This window comes from Acetobacter tropicalis, assembly GCF_001580915.1.
Lineage (GTDB): Bacteria > Pseudomonadota > Alphaproteobacteria > Acetobacterales > Acetobacteraceae > Acetobacter > Acetobacter tropicalis.
The window spans coordinates 1-26,645 of the sequence record NZ_LHZQ01000204.1 but is presented as its reverse complement, the minus strand read 5'-3'; the positions used below and the strand labels follow the sequence as shown (position 1 = coordinate 26,645).

Below are 26,645 nucleotides of genomic sequence, written 5' to 3'. Positions count from 1 at the left end.
TTTTCACATCCGCCAAGATGTTTCTGAAGGAAACTGTCCGCTCCCCCTTCTGCTTCAAGAATAAGACGTTGGAAGATGCGGAGACTCTTCTCTCGCCAAACAGACCAACTATGATATGTTGAAAATACCGGTATGGGGTATAATCAAGCAAGACGTTCTTGAGGAGCGATAAACATGTCAAACGCCGTCAGTTTTTCCGTTGGAGGCATGACATGCGCCGCCTGCGCTGCCCGTATCGAAAAAATTCTTAATCGCCTTAAAGGAGTAGAGGCGACCGTCAATCTTGCCTCCGAAAAAGTTCAGCTCCAGCTTGATGCCTCCGCCCCCCCCCTCAACACGATTATTGATGCTATCCGCAAGGCAGGCTTCACAGTCGAGCAACAAAGCCTGACCTTGTCTCTAACAGGCATGACCTGCTCGGCCTGCGCCACTCGTATCGAAAAAATTCTCAACAGACTCCCCGCCACACAGGCAACTGTTAACTTCGCAACAGAGCAGGCCCTTATCCACTTTGTACCAGGCGTTGCCACCCCAGAAAATTTTGTGGCTGCCATTGAGAAAGCCGGTTATGGCTCCTTTCCTTTCCAAGAAGAAAAGCCAGAAAGCCTGCGTGCACAGCGCGAAGAAGCATGGCTTAAGGAACGTAATCATTTCCTTTTGACCGCAGCTTTTTCCATCCCCTTCTTTGTTCAAATGATCACAATGTTTTTCAGTCACATTGGGATGATGCCGGGGTGGTTACAACTGGTGTTAGCGACCCCAGTACAGTTTTTCTGCGGTGGACGGTTTTACAGACAGGCATGGAACGCGCTCCGTGGTGGCGCGGCCAATATGGATGTTCTGGTCGTTTTAGGAACCAGCATCGCCTATTTTTTCAGCCTGGCTGTCGTATTACTCAAACTAGACCTGCCCCTTTATTTTGAAACCAGCGTTTCCATCATCACCCTGATTTCTCTTGGCAAGTTAATGGAGATGCGCGCCAGACGTCAAACAGGAGCAGGATTGGAAAGCCTGCTGCAACTTCAACCTCAGATTGCTCATATAGAAAGCAATGGAGGTATATCTGATCGTCCTGTAGCGGATGTCTCCATTGGCGATATTTTTATTGTGCGGCCTGGTGAAACTGTCCCTGTTGACGGAATAGTTCTTGAAGGCGCTTCTGATGTCAATGAAGCCATGCTGACAGGTGAGAGCGTTCCTGTTTTAAAGCAGAAAACAGATCAGGTTTTTGGTGGAACCATGAACGCCAACGGCATGTTACGCGTGAAAACTACCGGGGTTGGAACCAATACGGCGCTCGCGCATATAGTCAAAATGGTTGAGCAGGCGCAGGGCTCAAAAGCAAGTGTTCAACGGCTGGCTGACAAGGTATCTGGAATTTTTGTGCCTGCGATTATTGTTATTGCAGCCATAACGTTTCTGATTGGGTGGGGCATTACAGGCAATATAACATGGAGTTTGATATCGACTGTATCTGTTCTTGTCATTGCGTGTCCCTGCTCCCTAGGCTTGGCAACCCCCACAGCCATTATGGTAGGTACAGGACTGGGAGCGCGGGCAGGCATTCTCTTCCGAAATGCAGATGCTCTTGAACAGGCACAAAAACTGACCACTCTGATTGTTGATAAGACAGGAACTCTGACACAAGGGAAACCGACAGTCAGTGATGTCATTTCGGCAGCGGGCGTCAGACAGGAAGACCTCCTTTCTGTAGCGTCTGCACTAGAAGCAGGCTCTGAACATCCTCTTGCTCGTGCCATTGTGGAATATGCGGACTCAAAAGGAATAAAAGCTCCCCTTGCAAAGAGTGTAAACGCCATTCCTGGCATGGGGGTTATCGGTCAGGTGGATGGTTTTTCCGCTTATCTTGGATCTCCAAATTTCCTGAAAAAGAATGGTTTTATAGAAAATGATACGCTTATCTCCAATCTGGAAGAGGAAGGAAAAACTGTTGTTGGCGTGGGAAAAGGTGAGCAGTTTCTCGGGTTTATCGCTCTATCTGATCATCTTCGTCCCGATGCCGTTTCTACCGTTAAAGCCCTGAAAAAAGCTGGGATAACAGTTGTTATGCTGACAGGTGATAATGAGCGTACAGCGCGGGTGGTCGCTCAGCAGGCCGGCATAGAGAACTATATGGCTGCAGTCCTGCCTGAGGGAAAAGCCGATGCTGTAAAGAAATTTCACGCATCCGGGCACTGTGTCGGCATGGTAGGAGACGGCATCAATGATGCACCTGCCCTTGCCGCCGCCGATGTCAGTTTTGCAATTGGAACGGGAGCAGATATTGCACGAGATACAGCAGACATTGTCTTGATGAGAAATAATCTGGCTGGAGTGCTGGATGCACTCTCACTCTCACAGGCAACACTTGCCAAAGTCAGGCAAAATCTTTTCTTCGCTTTTGTCTATAACACCTTGGGGGTCCCTCTCGCTGCATTCGGTCTGCTCAACCCCATTATCGCAGGCGCTGCGATGGCTATGAGCTCTGTGTCAGTGGTGACCAATGCCTTACTCCTGAATCACTGGAAACCGTCATCTAGCTATAAGTAGAGGATCAACAAAAACCTTTTCATAATCAAATAATATTATAATATATATTAATTAAAAATCATGTTTGTAATTAAAGAGAATATGTTCTCATAATTAAAATGACTGAACTACCTTAGGCTCAGGCCTCATAGCCAGAAGATGACGGTCGGGCACCTATCAGAGCGTGTTGCGACCCGACGCCAGTCCTTGAGGCGGTCAAACATGATTTCGATACGGTTGCGTCTTTTGTATTTTCGCTTGTCCTGTTTGACTGGTTTTCCGCGGGATCTTCTTCCCGGAATGCTGGGCCTGATCCCTTTTTCCTCCAGGGCATCCCGGAACCAGTCAGCATCATCACCCCGATCCGCCAGCAACCACTGTGGCATGGGAAGGCTGTCCAGCAGAGCAGAGGCTCCGGTGTAATCACTGATCTGTCCGGCTGTCATAAAGAAGCTCAGCGGTCGTCCGTTCTGATCGGTGACCGCATGCAGCTTGGTGTTCATGCCCCCTTTAGTGCGTCCGATCAGGCGGCCTGGATCCCCTTTTTTAACCGCAGGCTTGAAGCCGTGCGGTGTGCCCTGAGATAGGTCGCATCAATCATAATAGTCTGAGGCTCAGCCTTCGCGGCAGACAGGCCATCCATCATCCGCATGAAAATGCCCATGTCGCCCCAACGCTTCCAACGGTTGTAGAGCGTCACGACATTTCCATAAATCAGGCTGTTCATTTCTTACATAAACCAAAGCCTCATGGTGTTGAGTGTCTTCAATATCATGAAGTTGACGACATCGAACAACGTAAGAAGGCGCGCAGCATAGTACCTATCTATGAGCAGAAAATTTACGTACATTTAGAAAATTATCGGCCTCCTAAACTGAGCCGCTATGAATAGCCAGGTCATATCGTTGGGCAACAAAATCATGGTATGTATCGGAGAAACGAAGATCCAAATTCAGGTTTTGATATTTCTCTGCCAAATCGAGCAGTAATGGCGCCACACAATGCCTACCGAACGACGCCGACATTGGAACTTTCAATCTACATTTGACATTAAAGCCTCCGAACTCCAGCATAGATTCACCAGCTCGAAGTTCTTCAAGGGCACGAACACACCGTTCGTAGTAAATGCCTCTCTTCCGTCAAACTGTTGCGATGGGCCGTTCGATTGAACAATTTTACGCCCAGTAGATGCTCAATGCGACCAATTATTTTCGCCACGGCGGAGCGCGAGAGTCCCAAACATTCAGCGGCTGGGGCGAAACCTCCAGCCTCGACCGTTGCGAGAAAGATGCTCACTCATACGAAAGGATTTTTCGTAATAGTATCGCTATGCGGAACAGTATTGCTCTCGAATTTTTACAAAATATGTTCCTTGAAAGATGACTTACGCTTGGGTGGGGTATCATTCCAACCTCCCCCCAGCACCTTGTATAAGGTGACACTGTTAGAGAGCGTCTGAAGCTGCGTCGTAATCGCGCTCAATTGCGCTGTATAAAGTGCCCGCTGTGCCACGAGAGTCTCCAGATACGGATCATACCCCGCCATATAGCGCTGCAACGCCAGAGCATATTGCCGCTGATTGGCTGCAACGGCTTTCTGCTGCGCGCTCGTCTGTCGCTCATATGTTTCACGTCCGATCAGAGCATCCGCAACTTCCCGGAATCCCTGCTGAACTGTTTTTTCGTATCGCGCCACTTCCTCGCTTTTGCGGCTATGGGCCTGCTTGAGCTGGGCGGTCAGGCGGCCCGCATCAAACAAAGGTAATGTGATTTGAGGCGCCACATTCCATGCGCCCATGCCGCTTTGGAAGAGGCGGGTAATGTTGTTGCTTGCCGTGCCATTGGCGGCAGTGATCTGGATTTTAGGGAAGAATTCGGCCCGGGCCGCACCAATATCATCGTTAGCGGCGCGCAGATCCGCTTCTGCTGCGCGAATATCTGGTCGACGCGCGATCATCTCCGAAGGCAGACCTTCGGGAACCTCGGGAAAAGCACTGACCGCTTCAAGAGATGCTTTCATGTTGAGTGACTGCATAATCGCCTCGGACAACGGCATCCCGACAAGCAGGGTCAACTGGTTAAACGCTTCGGCTTTCTGACGGGTGTAGATTTCAACATTCGTTTCCACATCATGCAGAGTAGATTCAGCCTCCGCAACATCGAGTTGCGTTCCGGTGCCCACGTCCGCCGTCTGCCTAACCAGATCGTAGGTACGCTGTCTGTTGGCAAGAACGGCCTGCGTCAAGGTCAGCGCCTGAGTATTGGCCACCCAGTTCAGCATAGCCGTCGCAACACTGGAAATAATACTCAGCCTCATGGCCTGCTGGTTCAGCGCGCTAGCCATATAACGGTCAAAAGAAGCTCTTGAGGCACTTCGTATGCGGCCCCAAAGATCCACCTCGTAGGCGGAAACGCCGAAACCAACTGCATACTGCCGCATGTAGATCGGTTCGTCCGTGCGGGAGAGGCTCCAGATATGAGAGTTCATTTTCTGGATATTGGCACCCGCCATTCCGTTCAAAGTCGGGAACAGGGCTGCATTCTCAATGTCGAATTGCGAACTGGCAGCCAGCATCTGCTGTTGCGCAATCCGCAGATCCCGGTTGTTCTCCAGAGCCGTGGCGATGAGGTTCTGCATGACAGGATCGCGGTAGAAATCGCGCCAGTCCTGCATGAGCGCCGTATCATCCTTAGCCTGCGTAGGGCGTTCGCCGCGGGACGGCCATGCCGTGGGCACCGGTGCAGCCGGTCTGTGATAATGCGGGATCATGGTGCAACCACCGAGCAAAGCCGTCAGCGCGATCCCGTGAAGAAGGAATGAAGCCCTCACGCTCAGATCACCTTCAGGCTCTTGTCGAGTTGCGGCGCGACAACACTGCCTTCATGCAAAGCGGACGGGGGATGCACCACAAGCTGACTGCCATCGGGCAACCCGTCCAGAATTTCCAGATGATCTCCATAATCCCGGCCGATTTTGACCTTGTGAACCGCGATTTTATTGTCAGCCGTGACAGTTTCAACAGACAGACCATCAGCCTCATAATTGAGGGCTTCTGAGGGCACCATGATGACAGACGCCGCCCGTGGCAGATCAAAATGGATTTCCGCATAAAGCCCTGCTGTCAGGCGATTATCGTGGTTATCAATTTCGATCTCGACGGGCAGCATACGGCTTCCCTGTTCCAGCGCGTGCCCTGTTCGCGTCACTGTGCCTTTGAAAGTCTGACCAGGTCGTTCCGGCACTACGATCGAGGCCGGCTCACCCACTTTGACTGTCAGAGCAGCATCCTGGGGAACGTGGACACGCACGCGTAACCGGTCGGTGCGGGTGACCACAAACAGGGGACGTGACGTGGCATTATCAGCGCTGACCAGATCCCCGGCCTCCACATTCCTGACGGTGACAACGCCGTCATAAGGGGCGGTTACCGTCGTATAGGCCCGACGTTGCGCTGTTTCAGCCAGCACGGCATCAGCGGCTTTCTGTTCGGCCTGTCGGGCATTTTGTGTCAGGCGGTCCACATCAAAATTCTGCTTGCTGACAGCCCCGCCACCGACAAGTCCGCCGGACCGCCTCGCGGTAATCTGCGCCAGAGCTAGATTGGCACGAGCCTGCGCCAGTGTCGCCTGCGCCTGCTCTACGCGGTGATCAAGTTCCGGCGCTCGGATAATAGCCAGAACCTGTCCCGCCTGCACTGGGGTTCCGATATCGACAAGCCGCTTGTCGATATAGCCTGATGCGCGTGCGCCGATGGGTGTTGTCTCAATCCCCACGGTTTCGCCCGGCAGGTCCAGTGATAAAGGTTGTGTCGAAGCACGCGCGATCATGGTCCGCACATCCGGAACCTGCTGGTCCCGTTCTCTGGCCGTCGCCGTGACCGCGTGTGCGCGTTCGACATGGGTATAAACGCCATAACCAACTGCAACGATAACACCCAGTCCGGCAACAAGACCAGTGGAAAGCCGCCTGCGTTCGTGGCCAGAATGGGACATGACAGGATCAGACGACATTCTCATATTCCTCAAGTAGGCGGGATTCACGACGGCGCAGGCGGCTGTAGAGCCAGGGGACGACAAAAAGCGTGGTGCAGGTGCCAATCATCAGCCCACCGATTACGGCACGGCCCAGAGGCGCGTTCTGCTCGCCGCCGTCTCCGAGGCCCAGCGACATCGGCAGCATGCCGATCACCATCGCAAGCGACGTCATCAAAATTGGCCTCAGGCGCTCACGTCCGGCTTCCATTGCGGCTTCCATGGCGGTCATGCCATGGGCGCGGCTTTCCTTGGCGAAGGTGACAAGCAGGATGGAATTGGCGCTCGCCACACCCACGCTCATGATCGCGCCCATGAGTGAAGGTACGGAGAAGGTCGTTCCCGTGACGAAAAGCATGAGCACAATGCCGCACATGGCGCCGGGCAGACCCAGTATGACAACCAGCGGGTCCATGAAGGACTGGAAGTTCACGACCATCAACAGATAGACCGCAACGGCCGCCACCAGCAGGCCGATTTCAAGGCGCGTGAACGAGGTGTTCATGCTGTCAATCTGCCCTGCCACTTCGATGTTGTTGCCGGGTTTCAGGTCGCCTTTGTGGCGGGCGACAATTCGCCCGATATCCCGCGCAATACTCCCGAGGTCGCGATTTTCCGCGCTGGCGTCGATATCCAGAACCGGCTGGATATTGCTGTGTGAAATCACGTCAGGCGCTACCGTGCGTTCAATGGTCGCCACATTCCGCAAAAGGGTCGGGATCGCGGCCGCCTGCGATGCATTCCCTGCCACCACCAGCTTGCCCAGATCATCAACGGTGTTGACCTGATATTGCGGCGTCTGCACGGCAACCGGGTAAAGCGTTCCCATCTGCGGATCAGGCCAGAAGTTCGGTGTGACAGTGTTGGAGGAGGCCTGCGAAACCATGACACTACGGGCGACATCATTCAGAACGAGATTGAGGTCCTGTGCCCGTTCACGGTCGATCGATACGTTCAGGGCTGGTGCTGCAAGCTGCTGATGCAGGTGCACATCCACCAGACCGCGCACATGGCGCATGTCCTCCATGATCTTGCCCATAACCGCGCGGTTATTCGCCTGATCATACCCCGTAATCCGCACATCAATCTGGGATGTCAGACCAAAATTCAGGATCTGCGTCACCATGTCGGCGGGCTGGAAATAGAAGACGACATCAGGGAAGCGCTTGGCCAGAACCGTGCGCAGACGGCTGATATACTGCGCTGTCGGACGGTGCTTTTCCTTCAATGCCACCATGATCTGCCCATCATTCGGGCCGATGGTCGAGCCATCATCAAAGGGCATGGAATAGCGAAACGGGATGCCGATATCATCGAGCACAAGCTCGCGCTCATCCTTGGGAACAACTTCGCGAATGGTATCTTCCACCTGATCGAAAATCCGTTCGGTCGTCTCAATTCGCGTACCCGCAGGCGCACGGACATGCAGCTTGAACTCGCCAGCATCAATAACCGGGAAGAAGTCTTGTCCCACCTGCGTTGCAAGAAGCACCGCGCCCAGAACAAAGATGCCGCCCAGAGCCGGAACTTTCCATGAGCTATGAAGAAGGCCGGACAGCGTCTTTTCATAACCATTTCGCAGACGCTCAAACCGGGCATCAAATTTCGCGCCGAACCGTTCAAAAATCGTGGGGGGCTTCCCAGCCTCTTCACGGCGCTTTTTGGCCTGCTCTTCGGAACGCAGCAGAAGAGCCGCAAAAATCGGTACCAGAGTCCGACTAATGACGTAGGAGGCCAGCATCGCATACACAACGGCCAGCGCCATAGGTGTGAACAGGAAGCGTGATGGTCCGGTCAGGAATTCCACAGACACGAACACGCAGGAAATCGCCAGCGTGGACACCAGTGTCGGCAGGGCAATACCTGCTGCGCCATCCAGAACGGCCTTGCGTAAGTCTGCACTGTCATGATGCAAACGGTGGATGTTCTCGATCGTGACCGTGGCATCATCGACCAGAATGCCCACGGCCAGTGCGAGGCCACCCAATGTCATGAGATTAAGGGTTTCTCCCGTAGCAGAGAGAATGGCTATCGACGACAGGATCGCGAGTGGGATGGAGACTGCCACAATCAACGTGGAACGCCAGCTTGCCAGAAAGGCGAGGATCATGGCGGCAGTCAGCAAACCGGCAATCACGGCTTCAGACGCCACGCCTTTGATGGCGGCTTTCACAAACAGGGACTGATCGAACAGTTCGTCAATCTTCATGCCCGGAGGTGCTGCGGCGCGTGAGATGGGCAGAACCGTGTCCCGCATGGCGTTCACAACCGCCAGCGTGGACGCATTCCCGGCTTTCATGATCCGCAGAAGAACCGAACGCTGCCCTTCGCGGCGCACCACGTTATGCTGCACCTCCCAGCCATCACGGACCTGAGCCACATCACGGATGCGGATGATAGCGCCGGTGTTCGGGTCCTTGCGCAGTGGAATGTTGTTGAGCTGCTTTGAAAAATACGGGATGCCGTTCATCTGGATGTTGTATTGGGACGGTCCGAATTTCACCGTGCCGCCCGGAAGTGTCAGGTTCTGGGCGTTGATGGCATTGGACACATCCAGCGGGCTGATTTTCATCGCCTGCAACTTGGTCGGGTCAATATCGACCATGATCTGGCGGATCTTGCCACCATGCGGTGGCGGCAGAAGTGTGCCGGGGACAGGCGCCATCTGCTGCCGGAGACGATACACGCCATAATCGTACAGTTCGCTTTCTGTCAGTTTGTCTGATGACAGGGAAAGCTGGAGCACAGCCACGCTGGAGGCGCTGTACTGCATGATAATGGGTGGCTGGACGCCCGGTGGCAGCTGGGCACGGATGGATTGCGTGGCGGCAACGGTCTGCCCGAGAGCAACCCCGATATCCACCCCCGGCTGGAAATACAGCTTCTGAAGCACAAGACCGGGTGTGGTCTGGCTTTCTATCGTCCGCAGATTATTGACGAAAAAGCTGTGAGAAAATTCTGTATAGGTACTAATGCGTTTTTCGGTTTCCGGTGCAGATAGGCCATCATAATACCAGACGACGGTCACGACCGGGATATCGATATTGGGGAAAATGTCAGTTGGCGTTCTGAAAATGGCGGAAATGCCAAGCAGCAGGATCAGCGCTGCGCCGACGATAAAAGTATAGGGCTTTCGGAGAGCGAGACCAACAATGCCCATATCTTCTGAAAATCCTGCTTTCAACCGGGAGCGCACGCGACCACGATGATTTTGACATCGAGACAGTCAATCATCTTGGAATGTACACTGCACATTTATGGAACGATTAGATGAGCAGAATATTCATAAGCTCCATATTGAGACTAGTCGGTTTTTTCCGAACATGATTATGAGACAAATTCATCAATGATCTCACTATCACGCACAACCAGCCAAATGATCTCATGAGGAACACCTTATCGAGGCACCTCATGAGATTCAAAAAACTATCCCGACCGTCCTGAAATTACCAAGGGAGATGACCGCCTTCATTCTGGAACGTTCCGGTTGGCCCATCTTTCCCGATCAATGCCAGTTTGATGGCGATACCAGCGGCTTGTTCAGGTTTGCGCGTTGGAGCAACCACAGCGTCTTTCGTTGCATCCGTTGCTGTATATCCTGGACAGACGGCATTCACCTTGATGTCCTTCTTGGACAACAGTGTCGCATAAGTTAGTGTGAGTGAATTTACAGCCGCCTTTGACGCCTGATAGGTCGGCAGAACAAAGGCTGAATACTGCCATGCCTTATCACTCCGAAGACCAAACGAACCCAGTTCCGAGGAGACATTCACGATGGTCGCAAAGGGCGCCTCTTCGAGGAGCGGAATACAGGCATCCATCAAGCGAAGCGTGCCGACGACATTGAGGGTCAAAGTCTGTTCCATACGCTCAACAAGCGTCAGATCCTGGGCAAAATCTAAACCTATGCCAGCATTGTTGACCAGAATATCCAAGCGTCCATAGTCACGCTGGATAAGGCCACAGGCTTTCCACACGCTTGCATCGTCTGTCGTATCAAGCTGGACAGCACGGACATCCAGCCTCTCCTGCCTTAAGGCGGCACTAACCTCGTCCCCCTTTTCCAGATTCCGGCTCCCTAAAAGAACCGTTACATCTTGCTGCGCCAGACCTTTGGCAATTGCAAAACCGATGCCCCTATTTGCACCACTCACCAAGGCTATCTTTTTCTGATTGCTTGATTGAAACATTGTCAGTCTTTCAGAACGTAATCGGATATGAGCACCAAATTTGCGGCATATCCTGAAGAAACGGACCCGATCATAAATGAGCGAGAGCCTTGCGGAATCAGGCTGACAACCCGTATAAAACCTCAAGCTAACTTGAGGTCAAGAGCTAAAATGACAGGACAAAAATCATCTGCGAATTTTCTAACGGTCGGGGAAGTCTCGCGTCGTAGTGGCGTTGCCGTGTCGGCTTTACATTTTTACGAAAGTAAAAATCTAATTTCTTCAATCAGAACACAAGGCAACCAAAGGCGCTACGCGCGGGATATGCTGCGGCGAATTGCGCTGATTAAAGCCGCGCAATCCCTGGGTATCTCTTTAGCGGATATTACAGCCATATTGGCTGCGTTTCCGCTCACTGACAAAATTTCCGCCAAAGATATTGATCAAATGGTACGGAAATGGTCTGTAATGCTAGATGGGCGTATTGCAGGACTGACAAAACTCCGTAATCATCTTGATAAATGTATCGGATGCGGATGCTTGTCCCGAACCGATTGCCCATTGGTCAATCCTTCAGACTGTCTTTCCAAGAAGGGTCGCGGCGCGGTCGTTCTCTCCTGATCATTGAGTTCATTACATCAGGGATTCCTTCGCATATAATGCACCTATTTCTTAACTAAAATACGGCGGATCGGGACGACTACATGGCACGCGAAAACTTGAATGATTTGACCGCTCTGGTCGCTGTTGCACGGGCAAAAAGTTTTACAAAAGCTGCCGCGAAATTAGGCGTATCACAATCGGCACTCAGCCATACCATTCGTCTTTTGGAAGAGCGCCTTGACTTGAGATTGCTGACCCGCACGACAAGAAGCGTTACGCCCACAACTGCTGGACAGCAACTGATCAGCGGCATTGCACCACATTTAGATCAAATAGAAAATCAACTGACATCATTAGGAGAATTAAGAAATCAGGAATCTGGAAATCTTCGAATTACAATGCCTGATGATGCTCTGGCTTACGTTGTCCTGCCTAAGATAAAAGAATTCGTCCAAAAATACCCCAAAATCAATGTGGAGTTTGTAGCAGATCTTAAACTTATTGATATTTTTTCTGAAGATTTTGATGGAGCAATTCGACTTGGTGAAAATATTACAAAAGAGATGACATCTGTTCCTATCACGCCAGATATTCGTTTTGTTGTAGCTGGATCACCTGAATATTTTTCAAAAAACTCCAAACCGAAACACCCAAAGGATTTATTAAATCATAATTGTCTGACCTTACGGCTTCCAACGCATGGTCGCATTTACGCCTGGGAGTTCGAGAAAAAGGGGAAAGACATAACCGTGAAGGTAGAAGGATCTTTAATTTTTAATAGCATCTTTCCCATTCGAGATGCCTGCCTGGAAGGCTTAGGTTTGGCTCATATGCCTGAAATGGTAGCACGAAAATACATTCAGGAAGGACGCCTTCTGCAGGTTTTAGAAGACTGGTGCCCTTACTGGTCCGGGTATCATCTCTGCTTCCCAAGACACCATGAAAATGTTGCTCCACTTTCTCTTTTTATTGACGAAATGCGCCTTCATAAAAGCACCCCTTGAATTTCAACAAGCCCCCCATTTTCAAGATTAAAAATGGGGGAGATATTAAAATTAACGTTCAAATATTACGTTAGATTTTACTTTAATATGGCGACACGCACTATACTCCGCGTTTGTAGATGCGGTTTGCCATTAACGCGCTGAATGACGCTGCTGTGAGAATGAGTGCGCTCACACCAAAGGTCGCACGATATCCGCTGCTATCGAAGAGAATTCCCCCGCAGGTTGCTCCCATGGTAATAGCCAATTGTACGACCGCAACCATAAGCCCACCTCCTGCTTCCGCATCATTGGGAAGCGTTCTCGCCAGCCAGGTCCACCAGCCAACAGGAGCAGATGTCGCAAACAGCCCCCAGATGGTAAGAATGACGGCAGACATCACGATCGATTTACCCAAGCAAAGAAGCCCGACAGCCAGTAATGCCATAATAAATGGAATGATAATAAGAACCGGATAAACGCTGTTCTTCAACAACCCGCCAATCAGCAAGGTTCCAACAAGACCGGAGACCCCTATCAGCAACAAAATAAACGACAGAGTGGAGACGTTGACGTGAGCAACAATTTCAAGAAATGGTCTTACATAAGTAAACAGGCTAAATTGCCCCATAAAGAAAAGGCCTGCTCCCGCCATCCCAACGGCGACCAGAGGCTTTTTGAGCAACCTGAAAACGTTTGGTGACGCATGGGTCTTGCCAGACGTCATGGACGGCAGACTTACCAGTTGCCAAAGGAAGACAATAACAGCAACTGGAACAACACAAAAAAATGCTCCACGCCAACCGATCAGACCGCCAAGAAAACTGCCTGCAGGAGCGGCGATAACGGTTGCCAGGGCATTTCCGCCGTTCAGAATGGCCAGAGCCCGTGGAACATGATGTTCTTCGACCAACCGCATGACTGTAGCAGCCGACATCGACCAAAAGCCGCCAATGACCACCCCGATCAAAGCGCGGCCGAGCATGAAAATGAGATAATTTGGTGCGACGGACACAACGCTCCCGGAAACAATCATCACACCAATTAGCCCCAACAGGAGCCATTTGCGATCGAGCCCTCTGGGCAGGGAAGATATGAACAGGCTCGTCAATACGGCAAAAGCACCAGAAACTGAAATGGCCTGCCCGGCCTGCCCTTCACTGATCTGTAAATCAGCCGCAATCGGGGTCAAGAGACTGACGGGCATAAATTCGGATGCAATAAGAGCGAATGCACCGAGAGACATGGCAAGCACGCCACTCCACGAGCCAGATCTCGCTTCTGGCTCCACTTCCACATCAGGTGATATTTCAGATACTTCTTTCATTATACCTCAACTGAGCGGCCCCTTCCGAAATATAAGGGCCATTTTTCTGAATTCATCAGTATTTTTAAGTATATTGTGACTAAAGATAATAAATAATTTTAATCACAATAAAAAACTCATCAAGAATGTGCTGAATAAACCAGATGACGTGCCAGAACTAGACCGTATAATATCATGATCAAAATGAGCAGATTTCATGAATTAGACCAAGATCCCGCCCAGCAGCATTCATGAAATATACTCATCTCTATATTCTAAATATCGCCTCTAAACCCAAGCTTTTTACATCGCTATAATGGTTGAGTCAGGTGTACCAGATGAGTGATTCTCAGCGGCAAGATCACAGCGTATTTTGTTTCTACAAAGCTCGGTGAGCCCGTCTACTGCGTAAGTCGGTCTGAATGTGTCACCCACGTTACGGTTTTCGCAAAGGTTTCATCTCCAGACGGGAGACAGGTGAATATGAAAATACGTCTGACACTTGGAGAACAAGTGATCTTTGCTTCGTTGGAAGACACTCCTTCCGGGAGAGATTTTCTCTCTCTTTTGCCAATGACCTTGATGCTTGAAGATTACAATGCGACTGAGAAGATCTGTGACCTTCCCCGGCATTTGTCGAGCGACAAAGCACCCAAAGGATATGCTCCTTCCGCAGGCGACATTGCCTATTATGCTCCTTGGGGGAATATCGCCATCTTTTATCGTAACTTTGAATATTCATCTGGCCTCATCAAGCTCGGCCAGATTGAAGACAACCTTGAGGGGCTTGCTCTCACCGGTCGCCTAAAAATGCAGGTGGAAGCTCTTTAAGCAAAATACATACTGCTATTAATGTATTAAGAATTGTTCGAGGAATCACCATATGAACCAGAAACAGTTTATTTTATCCTACGTCAAAAGAAAATACGATACGATCCCAGACCATCCTTTTCATTACTTTCCCGACTATATCGCCCTCCGGCACGAAGATCGCGAGACGTGGTTTGGACTTATCATGAATGTGCCCCGTCAGACACTCAATCTGAGTGAAGGCGGGAATATCGATATTCTCGACGTCAAATGCCGTCCAGAACATATACAGGATTATCTTACGACAGAAGGAATTGTTCCGGCCTACCATATGAACAAGGCGCACTGGATCAGTATCCTGCTGGATGGCAGCGTTTCTGATGCTCTCATCGAAAATCTTATCGACGCCAGTTTCGAACTGACGCTCTAGAGATTTTTTCCCATGCACAAGGCTTCAGACAGACTAAAAATCGTAGTCTCTGAACACTCTGTCGATTGCTGCGTGGCAACACTTAAACTGCTTAGGATTACCATAAATGATTAAAGATAAAGTCGTCCTCATCACGGGCGCATCCTCGGGGATCGGCGAAGCCGCGGCAAAGCTACTGGCCGCAAAAGGGGCAAAAGTTGTCCTCGGTGCGCGCCGGGAAAGCCTGCTAAAACAGATCGTGACCGACATTGAAAAAGCCGGCGGTCAGGCTGCCTATCAGGTTCTGGACGTCACGAAGCCATCTGATAACGAACGCATTGTACAATTCGCCAAGGATACGTTCGGCCGTGTGGATGTCATCTTCCTGAACGCGGGCCTCATGCCCAATTCTCCGGTTTCAGCACTCAAAACCGATGACTGGAACAGGATGGTCGACGTCAACATCAAGGGCGTCCTGAACGGCGTGGCAGCCGTCATGCCGTCTTTTCTGGAGCAGAAATCCGGACAGATCATTGCGACGTCATCCGTTGCCGGCATCAAGGCCTATCCGGGATGCGCTGTCTATGGCGGCACGAAATGGTTCGTGCGCAATTTCATGGAAGTGCTGCGTATGGAGTCCGCATCCGCGAACAGCAACATCCGTACCGCAACGCTCTACCCCGCTGCGATCAACACCGAGTTGCTTGATTCCATCACGGACAGTGCCGTGCAGGAACAGATGCAGGGTCTTTACAAGACGTATGGCATCTCGCCCGATCGCGTTGCCGAAGTCGTTGCGTTTGCCATCGACCTACCGGAAGACACCACTGTCAATGAATTTACGGTCGGTCCTGTAAACCAGCCCTGGTAACAGGCAGGCATAGTGTCAGGCTCGCTCCTTTTACGAGCCTGACATTTCCGCTTCGTTTTTCCGGTTTGAAAATACCCGTGCGTTCACGAGAATAATCATCAACGCCGCAGCGATAAAACTCACGGAAAGCAACGGGATACGAGCAGCCCCGAGGCGGTCAAAAACCAGACCTCCAAGCGCGCCTCCGCTGAAAATTCCAGTGTTGTAAACTGTCGTCAGCATCGCTGTCGCCAGTTCCGCATGGGCACGTCCGGCAATCCGGGCTGTTGCCGATTGCAGGATCGTTGGCAGTCCGCCGAATGAGCATCCCCACAAGAAAATCATCACAACTTCGATTGCCGGAGAACGGACCAAAAACAGGACCAGAAGCGACACCACCGTCAGTGCAGGCGCCGTAACCGCGACACCAAACGGAGATTCGTCAGTCAGCCGGCCTACCGTCGTAACGCCTATCAGGGCGCCACTCCCGAAAAGCAGCAAGGCCTCGGTCGTTCCATGCGTCAAACTCAGCATTCCGGCAAAAGGTGCGATATAGGTGTAAAGAGCATAATGCGCGATGATGCCCAACAGCGTCACCAGCAACACCGGCCGCATTCCCGGAATACGTGCGACATGTTTTATGGAAGACGCCTGCTCTTCCTCCTGACTGGAAACAGACGGAAGAATAACCAGCACCCATGCGACAATGCCGAGCGCCACAGCCGACAGCAACGCGTAACTGACACGCCAGCCCAACACTCCCCCCATCATGGTCCCGAGAGGCAAGCCCGCGACCATAGCAACCGTGCTCCCCACAAGCGTCATTGCAACGGCCCGCCCGACATTCCTGCCGTCGCTGATCCTGACTGCGAACCCGATCACGACAGGCCATGCAACGCCCGCCGCAAGACCAGCAATGATCCTTGCTGCCACTGTAAGAGCATAAGACCCTGACAGCGCCGTCACGCTGTTCGCCAGCGCAAAACAGAAAAGCAGGCCAATCAGGAGAGGTCTACGTGGAAGGCCTCTGGTCAGCGCCACGACTGGAATGGCAGCCGCCGCGGAAGCCAGTGCATAAACAGAGACAAGCAGACCAATCGCAGAGGGCGCGACATCAAGATCCTGCGCCATGGCCGGCAGGACACCCGCCGGCATGGTCTCGGTCACAATCATCAGAAAAGCTGTCGTCGTCAGCGGGAGCAGAGCGCCAATCCGCATTCGACCACCGGGAAAGTCATGATCCAGTCGGGCGTTGGGGGATGTCGTCACACTCTGGTTTTTCCTGAACGAAGGGCCATCACGTAGTGGTTAATGGCCCCTGGATGCTTTGTGTCCTGATAAACTCGGCGAGGACACGGGCCGAGGAAATCGCCCGCGGCCAGCCAATATAGAACGAAAGATGCGTGACAAGTTCGGAAAGTTCGTCCCGCGTCACGCCCATCTTCACGGCTTTTCCAAGATACATCGCCAGAAACTCATTCTGCCCGGAGCCAATCATGGCACTGACAGTCACGAGATTTCGGTCTCTTGGCGTCAGGCCAGGACGCAACCACACGTCTCCATACAGCAGATCGTTCGTAATCTCGACAAGGCCCGGCGCAACCGTCCCGAAACGCTCATGAAGCAGGGCAACTCGGGCCGCATCCCCCGGAAGCGCCTCATCAACCGACAACAGATCCGGACTCACGGGTGGCAACTGATCCGCTGACACACCGCGTTGCGCGAAAACCCCTTTCAGGGAAACAACCGCATTAAACGCCGTTGACCACCCCGCATAAAAAGCGACATGCGTGATGAGTTCAGACAGTTCACCAGGTGTCACACCACTGTCGAGCGCCTTGGTGAAATAATGCGAGAACCCGATTGTCCGCTCCCCAGCCACAAGAGCGGAGACGGTCACCAGACTTCGGTCACGTGCGGAAAGACCGGAGCGCGCCCACAGATCCCGAATGATTGCGGTTTCCGTATAATGCGCCAGAGCAGGAGCCACACCGCGCACATCTTCCAGCGTCAGAGACGGAGTATTGGACATCGTCTTGCTTCCTCCACGGCACCGCTCGAAGCGAAAGAGACAATGCTCTTCCGCTGCCGCATACGCGGCAGAGCCGAGCGTTCCAAAAATTACTTGCTCTGTGTTGAACCCGAGACAAAGCGCTGGGTGATTTCCGCCACGCGCTGCCCAAGATGGGCCGCCGTGTCGAGATCGCTCTTGATCGGCGTCACATCCGGGGCCTGATCATTGTTGGACTGCGCCATGGCGCCCAGCCAGCTTCCGATGCGGTTCAGATCGTTCACACTGCCGGTGCTGCTGCTGTTGCCCGACATCAGGCCGAGATTAACCCACGTCATGCCGTGCTGGGCAGCAAAGAGCGCGATGGACACCAGCGAGTTGAGCTTGTCGCCGTGCTGTGCACCAGAGTTGGTGAACCCCGCCGCAATCTTGTTAAGCCATTTCTGCTCGAACCATGCCGTCTTGGTCGAGGCTTCCATGAATTCCTTGAATTTCGCGCTGATCAGCCCGTTATAGGTCGGCGAACCGAAAATGATCGCATCACTGGCTTCCAGCGTGTCCCAGGGAATCTCCCCGTCACCGATCGAAATCAGCTTCACATCGGCTCCCGCCACGCGACGCGCGCCTTCCGCAACCGCTTCTGCCTGCCTCGCGGTATGGCCGTAACCACTGTGATATACGATAGAAATCAGCATGATAGATAATCCTGCACTATGTTTTTGCCGCAGAGGGCGGGCAAAGAGCGACACTCTTCCGACCAACTCCACGCTGGGCCTCGGTAAGTTTATAATGTAGAATTATATGAGCGTGTGGCGAAATCCATTCCCATAATATGAGCGTATAATTCTACAATAAGGGCACCATGCACCACCGCCTTGAAAATATATCCGTCTTTGTCGAAGCCGTTGAGGCAGGCGGTTTCTCCCGCGCGGCAGAGCGTCTCGGTCTGTCGCGTTCTGCTGTGGGAAAGGCCGTGGCACGACTGGAGGAACGGCTTGACGCCAGGCTCTTCAACCGGACAACGCGCGTTCTCACCCTGACCGAAGAAGGGCAGATCTATTACGATAAATGTCGACGCGCCCTTAAGGAATTACGCTCGGGAGAAGAACAGCTCCACGCGGGTCGTACCGACGTTGCTGGCAAGGTTCGCATGTCGATGCCAATCTTGTTTGGTCGTCATTGTGTCACACCGATTCTTTTGGAACTGGCTCGCCAATATCCCAATCTTGATCTTGATCTGCGCTTCAGCGATCTCCTTGTGGACGTGATAGGAGAAGGTTTTGATCTGGCAATCCGCCAAGGTCCGATCGCAGATGGAAGCGGATTGCGCATTCGAAAAATATGCAGTCAGAATAAAATTGTTTGTGCTGCACCATCATATTTTTCCGAACGTGCCAAACCTCAAACAATTCATGATCTTGAGATACACGATGCCCTGGTTTACTGGCGTTCAAACAGGCTTTTCCCGTGGCAGTTAAGGGATCTGGACGGCAATTTACAGAACTGTAAATTAAAGTGGCGTCTTCAGTTCGACAATCTCGAGGCGATTGTCGATGCTGCCGTTGCAGGACTAGGGATTGCGTGGTTGCCTGACTGGCTTATCAGACCTCATCTGAATGAAGGTCGCCTTCTCTCTCTCTCCTGGACGGATTTCCCTCTACTGCTGTTGACACGTTCGCTGTCTGGCCAGAAACGCCAACATTACCCAAACGCCTGCGTGTAATTGTCGATACTTTGGCTGAAAAATTGCCCGGTATCAGTCAAGAAGATCCGATGCCCCACTAATGTAATTGAGTAAAAATGGCCCTGTTGTAAGGATGCTTCAATCCATACACAGTTTACTCACACTCATGAAAATACCTCATGACCATGTCTATAATGAAAGGGCTAATCCCTGCCTGGGAAAAAGGCTATCTTTTCCCTCATTAGCGCCTTTATCAAAAGCTGATCGATAGACAGAGCTGTTTCAACGGATAATGGGTGGCCCAAATAGTGACCTGAAAGGTCGCTTCAGGCTCCTGTCATTCGAAAAAAGAAAAGAACTTACAGCCCTAACGGGGCGCGATCAAACACGGAAGGATTGACCATGCATTATACATATCTTGGTCGGACAGGTCTGAAAGTCAGTAAGTTCTGTCTGGGCACCATGAATTTCGGTATGGTTACGGATGAGCCGACAAGTTTCACCATCATGGATGCTGCGCTGGACTCAGGCATCAATTTCTTCGACACGGCCGACGTTTACGGTGGGCCACAAACACCGGACATGGCACAGGGTTTTGGCACATCCGAAGAGATCATCGGCAACTGGCTCTCAAAAGATACAAGTCGCCGGAACCAGATCGTCCTGTCCACCAAGGTGTACCAGCCGATGGGTCTGGGTCCGAACGACAAATATCTGTCAGCCTATCACATCAGAAAGGCCTGTGAGGACAGCCTGCGACGCCTCAAGACAGATCATATCGATCTGTATCAGATGCACCACATCGATCACCGGACGCCTTGGGAAGAAATCTGGCAGGCAATGGAACTGCTCGTTCAGCAGGGCAAAGTACTTTACGTCGGCAGCAGCAATTTCGGCGGCTGGCACATTGCCACCGCACAGGCCGCGGCCAAGGCCCGGAACTTCATGGGTCTGGTCTCGGAGCAGAGTCTGTATAATCTGACCGCCCGCATGATCGAACTTGAGGTCATTCCCTCCTGTCGGCACCATGGTCTCGGCATCATCCCGTGGAGCCCGCTTGGCGGCGGTCTTCTCGGTGGCGTTCTGGGCAAAGAAAGCGGGACGCGCAGAGCCAGCAAAATCAAGGAAATCGAGAAATGCCGACCACAGCTTGAAGCCTATGAATCCCTCTGCGCGGAACTTGGCGAACAGCCCGCTGACGTCGCACTGGCCTGGCTGCTCCACAACCCTGTCGTGACCGCCCCAATCGTCGGCCCCCGCACGCAGGAGCAGTTGGCAAGCAGTCTTAAAGCACTGGACGTTAGTCTCTCTCCGGACACATTGAAGCGTCTGGATGAAATCTGGCCCGGCCCCGGCGGTGAAGCGCCCGAAGCTTACGCCTGGTAATAACCGCCCTCTTCCGACTGCCACTTCCCCCTGACACCAGCACGCTTGCCCGTGTCAGGGGGCGATACCCTTTTATAGACTTCTCGACGCGGCATCGAGCTGGTCGAATTCTTCATCCGAAAGCGTGATCGCAGCCGCAGCAACGTTCTCTTCCAGATGGCTGACACGGCTGGTTCCCGGAATGGGCAACATCACGGGACTACGCCTGAGGAGCCATGCCAATGCGATCTGACCCGGTGTCGCACCATGTGTTCTGGCAATGCTATCGACAATCCCGCCCGGCTTTGCCAGTTCGCCTGCCGCCAGAGGAAACCAGGGCATAAAACCGATGCCATTGGCTTCACAGTATTCCAGCACATCTTCATCCGCACGGTCGGTCAGATTGTACCGGTTCTGAACAGTAGCGACCGGGAATATCTTTCTGGCAGCCTCAATCTCCGCGACCGACACCTGCCTCAACCCGGCATATCGGATGAAGCCCTGATCGATAAAGGAGCGAATGGTCTCAAACTGCCCCTCTGCGGGAAGTTTGGGATCGATCCTGTGAAGCTGCCAGAGATCGATCCGTTCAACCTTCAGCCGCCGAAGGCTCAGACGAACAGCCTGCCCGAGATAGTTGGGATCCCCGACCTGCGGCCATTGTCCTTCCGTCCGGCCAGGACGAACCAGACCGCCTTTCGTCGCGATGGTCAGGCCCCTGTAAGGCGCCATAGCCTCAGCAATCAGATCCTCGCTGACGAACGGGCCATAGCTGTCCGCGGTGTCGATGAAATTGACACCGATTTCCGGTAGGCGGCGCAAGACGCGCAGAGCCTCTTCCCGATCTTCAGGCTCTCCCCACACACCCGGTCCGGTAAGGCGCATTGCACCAAACCCGAGACGATGAACGGAAATTTCTCCGCCTAGCCGGAACTCTCCGGAAAGACTGGCATTAATTCGTGTCATGTCGGCATCCTTCATCACGCATTCGGCACCTGCACTCGGGCATCGTAACACTCGTTTTTTTCAATCCCCGAGAAATTCAACGAGTTTTCAAAATAACCGGACTGCTGCTGGCAGGAACGGTCTGCTCCCTGAGTTTTTTCACATCCGGCTTCATCACGGGAGACTGCCGGTTTCCCCACGAGGATCGGATAAAAGTCAGCACATCTGCGATTTCCCCGTCGGAGAGCTGCTCGCGATATGACGGCATTCGGTAGGAATCCGGCACACCGGCCGCGACGACACGGCCAGACCCGTTGAGTGTGACGTTGATGGAAGAGGAACTGTCCGGCACCAGAGACGAAGCAGCTCCTGCCAGCGGCGGAACCCACTGCCCCTGCCCGCGCCCATCCGCCCCATGACAGAAGCTGCATTTCGCCATGTAGGTCTGCGCACCGGGGATGCCCTGCCGTCCGGCAGGTTGGAGTGCCTTGGTCTGTGTCGGCTCATACTGCCACGGCGTTCCGTCACGTTGCCCGTCGCCAGGCAGGGATTTGAGATAGTGTGCCACAGCCCGCAGATCATCATCCGAGAAAAACTGCGTCGAGTTGTTGAAAGCCTCTGTCATGGAGCCGAACACAACAGCATGGTCGTTCCGGCCGGTCTTGAGAAAACGGAAGACATCGTCCTCGCTCCACCGGCCCAGACCCGTGTTGGCATCGTTGCGCAGGCTGGGCGCAAACCAGCCATCGATCAGAGCGCCGGAGACAAAGGCCGCACTCCGGCTGTCTGTCCCCTTTTCGTTGAAGGCCAGACTTCGCGGCGTATGACAGGCCCCGCAGTGCCCCGCCCCTTCAACAAGATAGGCCCCCCGGTTCCATTGGGCATCTTTCGACGTGTCCGGGCGATAAACGTCTGACGGGGCAAAAACCACATTCCAGAAAGCCAGAGGCCAGCGCATGTTCAGCGGCCAGGGGATCGTGCTTTTCCGGTTTTCCAGATGAACGGCCGGGACGCCCTTCATGAAATAGGCATAAAGCGCTTTGACATCATCGTCAGAAAGCTTGGCATAGGACGGATAGGGCATGGCCGGATAAAGACGGTGCCCATCCTTTGCCACACCGGAACGAAGCGCCCTGTCGAAATCTGCCAGCGTATAGGCACCGATCCCCCTCTCTCGATCAGGCGTGATGTTGGTTGCAAAGATTGCGCCCATCGGCGTCACCATCTTCAGGCCCCCGGTATAGGCTGCCCCACCCGGCACACTGTGACAGGCCACGCAATCCGTCAGGCGGGAGACATACTCCCCTCGCGCCACGAGCTGCGCCGACGGCTCCCCCTGAGAACCGGTTTTCTCAAAGGACGACGCAGGGAAACGGGTCACGAACCATGCCGTTCCCGCAGCCAGAACAGCCGACGCAGGGATCACGACTGTGAAAATTTTCTTCAGGCGGTTGGTCATGTTCAGTTCCGCACTCTTTCTGCTGCACGCGTGACGTGCCCGACGACAATCAAAGTCTCAGCTTGCAAAGTCATGACGTGACAGCGGCATGCTTCGGATACGCCGCCCGGTCAGGGTCGAAACCGCGTTGACTACCGCGGGCGGAATGGCAGGCAGCGGAGGCTCCCCGACGCCACCCATCTTCTCGCCACTCTCGACAATCTTCACATGCACGCGAGGCATCTGATTCAAAGCGAGAATTGGGTAGCCATCATAGTTCCGCGCGCGCGGCATGCCGTTCTCGTAAACAGTCTCTTCAAGAAGCACCTGAGACAGTCCGAGAGCTATGGCTCCATTGACCTGCGCTTCCACAATCGCGGGGTTTACGACCTTTCCAGGGTCGATGGCTTCCCAGACCTCGTGCACCCTGACACGCCCGTTTTCGAGCGATACTTCCGCAATCGCCGCAGCTTCAGACCCGAAAGGGGACGCCATGCCAATCCCGCGCGCGCGGCGTGAACCATCCGCCGCCGTAAACGGGCCACGCTTCCAGCCACCGGACAGATCTGCGACCGCCTTGAGCAAAGTCGTCAGACGCCTGTTGTCTCTGAGCAGGTGCAGCCGAAGCTCGTAGGGGTCCTGACGTCCCTTGTCCGCAAGTTCGTCCAGAAATGTTTCATAGAGAAAATCATTCATGGAATTCCCGACGGAACGCCAGTATCCCAGCGTCGCCGGATTTCTGACGAACAACTGGGCGATCCGACGGTCGGGAATATCGTAGGCCTTGTTGGTCAGTCCTTCGAGGGCTGTCGGGTCAAGGTCTTTTCCGCGCTTCGTTCCGAGACCCTCCGTTGCTCCTTCCGTAGCGCTGACGACGTCAAGCGCAACAGGACAACCAGTTGTATCAAGCCCCGCGCGGAACCGCACGGCCGCCATGGGGCGCAGGGCATCGCGCAGGAACTCTTCCTCACGGGTCCAGATCAGCTTGATGGGCCGACCCGTCGCTTTGGCGAGCGCAATGGCCTGCGGATAGGGGCTACCATGGTCGTAAAGGAAATGACGTCCGAAAAACCCGCCCAGAAGTGGTGAGTGGATCGTGATCTTTTCCGCGTCCATCCCGGTGCGCCTGGCCATATCAGCACGGAACATGTCGGGCGCCTGATTGGGGAGCCAGACATCGAGTGTTCCATCGGGGTTATACCGTGCCAGCGCGGAAGGAGGCTCAAGCTGCCCATGGTTCACATACTGGCTGAAATACGTTGCCTCGACGACTGTATGGGCGTTTTTCAATCCGCGCGTCACATCGCCTTTGGTCTCCGCGTTCTCTTCTTTCCCGGATACTGTCGCAAGGTGTTTCCTGAACTCTTCCGTCGAAAAATCCGCTGGCATCACACGAATGTCTGAGGCTACCCCCGGTTCAGCCTCGACCCAGTTCACCAGCAGAGCTTCAACCCCGCGTCTGGCGTGCCACCACCGCTCAGCCACGACCGCCACCGCCCCCGGCAGACGATGAACGGAGTGAACACCCTTCATCTGGCGCACCTGTTCTTCGTTGCGGATGGAGCCGACCGTCATGCCAAGACGCGGCGCATGCTGGACCGCTGCGTGCAGCATGCCATCAACCCGCACATCAATTGCGTAGTCGACCTTGCCTGTCGATTTCTCGTAAATATCCAGCCGCTTGACCGACTTGCCGATCCAGCGGAACTGCGACGGATCTCTCAGCTTTACGCTGGCCGGATCAGGCACCGGGAGATCCATGGCCACATGCGCCAGTTCTCCATACTTGACCGTTCGGCCCGATGCGACATGAACGACCTGTCCCGGCTGAGTGGTCAGCTCTGACACGGGAACACCCAGATGCTGCGCCCCGGCCTGAAGCAGCATCTCACGTCCGAGCGCACCGAGACGCCGCATGGCCGGATACCCGTTCCGCACCGACATGCTCCCGCCCGTGATGCGCATACCGCTGTCCATCACAGCGTATTCATCACCTGCCGGGGCATTTTCAACAAGGAAAGTCGAAGGGTCCGCGTCCAGTTCCTCGCCGACGATCTGCGCCATGGCAGTGAACGTTCCCTGCCCGCCTTCAATGAAGGGGCTTTGCAGGCGCACGGTATTATCCGGACGGATTTCCAGGAATGCGGGGACCTGTGTTCCGCGATATTTTGGTCCCTGCGCGGCCTGGGCGCGCGCCTGTCGGGCCGGCAGACCGAAACCCAACACGAATGCGCCTGCCGATGTCAGCATAAAGCGCCGTCTGGACAGATTGACCGGTCCCTGCTGCATCAGAGAAGCATCATCAAAAAGACCGTTCACCATTCTTATGCTCCCCCGTCCGTTGAACCGGATGCCAGATCATGAATGGCGGCACGAATGGCGTTATAGGTTCCGCAGCGGCAGAGATTGACCATCGCTGCGTCGATGTCGGCATCCGTGGGGTGGGGAACCTGCCTGAGCAGTGAGGTCGCGGCCATGACCTGACCGGACTGGCAATAACCACACTGCGGCACCTGATGTTTCACCCATGCAGCAACCACACGCTTGCCAAGATCATCCTGCTCGATCGCCTCGATGGTCGTGATCGACGCTCCTGCCACTTTTTCAACAGGTGTCACGCAGGACCGCACGGCCTGGCCGTCAACCAGCACAGTGCAGGCCCCGCACTGCGCCAGCCCACAGCCATACTTGGTACCCGTCATCGCAAGATCGTCGCGCAGAGCCCAGAGCAAGGGAGTATCAGGTTCGACATCCACATGGTGCTGAATACCGTTGATGTTCAACTCCATGTAAACCTCCCATTATTGATTTTGTACAAAATCATTATGAATGGTGACGTAATTCACCAATCCAGAGTTTTGTTTTCAATCCATTCAACGGCGTGAACTCTTATGTTATTATTTTTCAAAATAGAAAATTAGCCCTAATTTAATGCATATAATCATGAGCGCAGCACATAAATGTATAACGATTTGAAGCTGTAAAACTTAAGGTATTCTATGTCTTCCCATGAACTGGACTTTGGATTGAAGTGAAGTCTGTGCCCTGAAAACTGACATTAAAAAATACCCAGAATCATGTCATCGGGATCCTGAAGGGGGGTCAGAAATGTTCTGCGGCTACATATTTATGCCGCAGGCTCAGGACCAGAGATACTATGTTTATACGTGGGAAAATACGGCGGGATGGTGGAATGGCCGCTCAACGCTCTCTGTGAAGAGCTTGATAGCGGTCTAATCACTGGAGACACTGCCGGCAAAACACTCGCAGCACCCGGTGTGCACCGAGAAGCTATGATCTGGGCTCCCCGGGTAAGACGTATTCGCCATTCACTCACCGGTTGACCCGCTTCGTAAGTGGCTTCTCGTGCCAATTCTAGGTTGGCTCCGGAACTCACGCGAACGTGAACACCGACAAAATTGCGCCTGAATTCCTTTTCGTTTGTTTCCTATGTGTTTCCTGCGCCGCGTTTCAGACAACAAAAAACCCGCCTCAACGGGCGGGTTTTAATG

Annotated in this window: 21 protein-coding genes and 1 pseudogene; 8 read left to right on the top strand and 14 right to left on the bottom strand. The window is 53.4% G+C overall.

Features of this window, described 5'->3' with window-relative positions; translation table 11 throughout:
- Positions 1-174: 174 nt before the first annotated feature.
- Positions 175-2,550: a heavy metal translocating P-type ATPase gene (locus AD944_RS08400; RefSeq protein WP_045543472.1), complete on the top strand. Its 2,376-nt coding sequence runs from the start codon at positions 175-177 to the stop codon at positions 2,548-2,550.
- A 125-nt stretch (positions 2,551-2,675) separates the two neighbouring features.
- On the opposite strand, the pseudogene AD944_RS16365 reads toward AD944_RS08400, so the two are convergent.
- The 6 genes and pseudogenes from AD944_RS16365 to AD944_RS08370 form a co-directional block, all read right to left on the bottom strand.
- Positions 2,676-3,241: pseudogene (locus AD944_RS16365) on the bottom strand (IS5 family transposase); the annotation flags it as partial.
- A gap of 383 nt (positions 3,242-3,624) precedes the next feature.
- Positions 3,625-3,825 carry a helix-turn-helix domain-containing protein gene (locus AD944_RS17710; RefSeq protein WP_082741333.1) on the bottom strand — a complete coding sequence of 67 codons (201 nt, stop codon included), beginning with the start codon at positions 3,823-3,825 and terminating at the stop codon, positions 3,625-3,627.
- 60 nt (positions 3,826-3,885) lie between these two features.
- Entirely contained in the window at positions 3,886-5,358 is a 1,473-nt protein-coding gene (locus AD944_RS08385) for an efflux transporter outer membrane subunit (RefSeq protein ID WP_045543455.1), read from the bottom strand.
- A gap of 2 nt (positions 5,359-5,360) precedes the next feature.
- Positions 5,361-6,539 (bottom strand): efflux RND transporter periplasmic adaptor subunit, encoded by a 1,179-nt coding sequence (locus tag AD944_RS08380; RefSeq protein ID WP_045543454.1) that lies wholly within the window; start codon positions 6,537-6,539, stop codon positions 5,361-5,363.
- Positions 6,529-9,720, bottom strand: coding sequence for an efflux RND transporter permease subunit (locus tag AD944_RS08375; protein ID WP_045543453.1), 3,192 nt, complete (start codon positions 9,718-9,720; stop codon positions 6,529-6,531). The genes AD944_RS08380 and AD944_RS08375 overlap by 11 nt, the downstream gene beginning before the upstream one ends.
- A gap of 286 nt (positions 9,721-10,006) precedes the next feature.
- The gene (locus AD944_RS08370) at positions 10,007-10,750 is read right to left on the bottom strand and encodes an SDR family NAD(P)-dependent oxidoreductase (protein WP_045543452.1); all 744 of its coding nucleotides are present in this window, start codon (positions 10,748-10,750) and stop codon (positions 10,007-10,009) included.
- A 27-nt stretch (positions 10,751-10,777) separates the two neighbouring features.
- Between AD944_RS08370 and soxR the strand changes: the two genes are divergently transcribed.
- Positions 10,778-11,350 (top strand): redox-sensitive transcriptional activator SoxR, encoded by a 573-nt coding sequence (gene soxR / locus AD944_RS08365; protein WP_306310192.1) that lies wholly within the window; start codon positions 10,778-10,780, stop codon positions 11,348-11,350.
- Between the two features lie 83 nt (positions 11,351-11,433).
- Positions 11,434-12,336: a LysR family transcriptional regulator gene (locus tag AD944_RS08360; RefSeq protein WP_045543450.1), complete on the top strand. Its 903-nt coding sequence runs from the start codon at positions 11,434-11,436 to the stop codon at positions 12,334-12,336.
- Positions 12,337-12,436: 100 nt separating this feature from the next.
- Here the strand turns inward: AD944_RS08360 and AD944_RS08355 are convergent, their stop codons facing one another.
- Positions 12,437-13,642: an MFS transporter gene (locus AD944_RS08355; RefSeq protein WP_045543449.1), complete on the bottom strand. Its 1,206-nt coding sequence runs from the start codon at positions 13,640-13,642 to the stop codon at positions 12,437-12,439.
- Between the two features lie 462 nt (positions 13,643-14,104).
- Here AD944_RS08355 and AD944_RS08350 point away from each other — a divergent pair, with 462 nt between their 5' ends.
- The 3 genes from AD944_RS08350 to AD944_RS08340 all read left to right on the top strand — a co-directional run bounded on the left by AD944_RS08350 (position 14,105) and on the right by AD944_RS08340 (position 15,711).
- Entirely contained in the window at positions 14,105-14,452 is a 348-nt protein-coding gene (locus tag AD944_RS08350; protein ID WP_035352020.1) for a cyclophilin-like fold protein, read from the top strand.
- Positions 14,453-14,504: 52 nt separating this feature from the next.
- A complete protein-coding gene (locus AD944_RS08345) occupies positions 14,505-14,861 on the top strand; it encodes an MmcQ/YjbR family DNA-binding protein (protein WP_045543448.1) in 357 nt (118 codons plus the stop codon).
- A gap of 106 nt (positions 14,862-14,967) precedes the next feature.
- Positions 14,968-15,711: an SDR family oxidoreductase gene (locus AD944_RS08340; RefSeq protein ID WP_045543447.1), complete on the top strand. Its 744-nt coding sequence runs from the start codon at positions 14,968-14,970 to the stop codon at positions 15,709-15,711.
- Positions 15,712-15,741: 30 nt separating this feature from the next.
- Here the strand turns inward: AD944_RS08340 and AD944_RS08335 are convergent, their stop codons facing one another.
- The 3 genes from AD944_RS08335 to AD944_RS08325 form a co-directional block, all read right to left on the bottom strand.
- Complete coding sequence (locus tag AD944_RS08335) at positions 15,742-16,959, bottom strand: MFS transporter (protein WP_145912927.1); 1,218 nt, start codon at positions 16,957-16,959, stop codon at positions 15,742-15,744.
- A 28-nt stretch (positions 16,960-16,987) separates the two neighbouring features.
- Entirely contained in the window at positions 16,988-17,722 is a 735-nt protein-coding gene (locus AD944_RS08330; protein ID WP_045543445.1) for a carboxymuconolactone decarboxylase family protein, read from the bottom strand.
- An 89-nt stretch (positions 17,723-17,811) separates the two neighbouring features.
- Positions 17,812-18,396, bottom strand: a complete 585-nt coding sequence (locus AD944_RS08325; protein ID WP_045543444.1) for a flavodoxin family protein — start codon at positions 18,394-18,396, stop codon at positions 17,812-17,814.
- A gap of 167 nt (positions 18,397-18,563) precedes the next feature.
- Here AD944_RS08325 and AD944_RS08320 point away from each other — a divergent pair, with 167 nt between their 5' ends.
- Complete coding sequence (locus tag AD944_RS08320; protein WP_236709316.1) at positions 18,564-19,424, top strand: LysR family transcriptional regulator; 861 nt, start codon at positions 18,564-18,566, stop codon at positions 19,422-19,424.
- Positions 19,425-19,787: 363 nt separating this feature from the next.
- Positions 19,788-20,771 (top strand): aldo/keto reductase, encoded by a 984-nt coding sequence (locus AD944_RS08315; protein WP_045543443.1) that lies wholly within the window; start codon positions 19,788-19,790, stop codon positions 20,769-20,771.
- A 72-nt stretch (positions 20,772-20,843) separates the two neighbouring features.
- Here AD944_RS08315 and AD944_RS08310 read toward each other — a convergent pair whose 3' ends face one another.
- The 4 genes from AD944_RS08310 to AD944_RS08295 all read right to left on the bottom strand — a co-directional run bounded on the left by AD944_RS08310 (position 20,844) and on the right by AD944_RS08295 (position 25,922).
- A complete protein-coding gene (locus tag AD944_RS08310; protein ID WP_045543442.1) occupies positions 20,844-21,716 on the bottom strand; it encodes an aldo/keto reductase in 873 nt (290 codons plus the stop codon).
- A 76-nt stretch (positions 21,717-21,792) separates the two neighbouring features.
- On the bottom strand, positions 21,793-23,154 hold the full coding sequence (locus AD944_RS08305; protein WP_045543441.1) for a c-type cytochrome: 1,362 nt from the start codon (positions 23,152-23,154) through the stop codon (positions 21,793-21,795).
- Between the two features lie 57 nt (positions 23,155-23,211).
- Positions 23,212-25,455 carry a xanthine dehydrogenase family protein molybdopterin-binding subunit gene (locus tag AD944_RS08300; protein WP_045543440.1) on the bottom strand — a complete coding sequence of 748 codons (2,244 nt, stop codon included), beginning with the start codon at positions 25,453-25,455 and terminating at the stop codon, positions 23,212-23,214.
- A 2-nt stretch (positions 25,456-25,457) separates the two neighbouring features.
- Positions 25,458-25,922: a (2Fe-2S)-binding protein gene (locus AD944_RS08295; RefSeq protein WP_045543439.1), complete on the bottom strand. Its 465-nt coding sequence runs from the start codon at positions 25,920-25,922 to the stop codon at positions 25,458-25,460.
- Between the last annotated feature and the right edge of the window lie 723 nt (positions 25,923-26,645).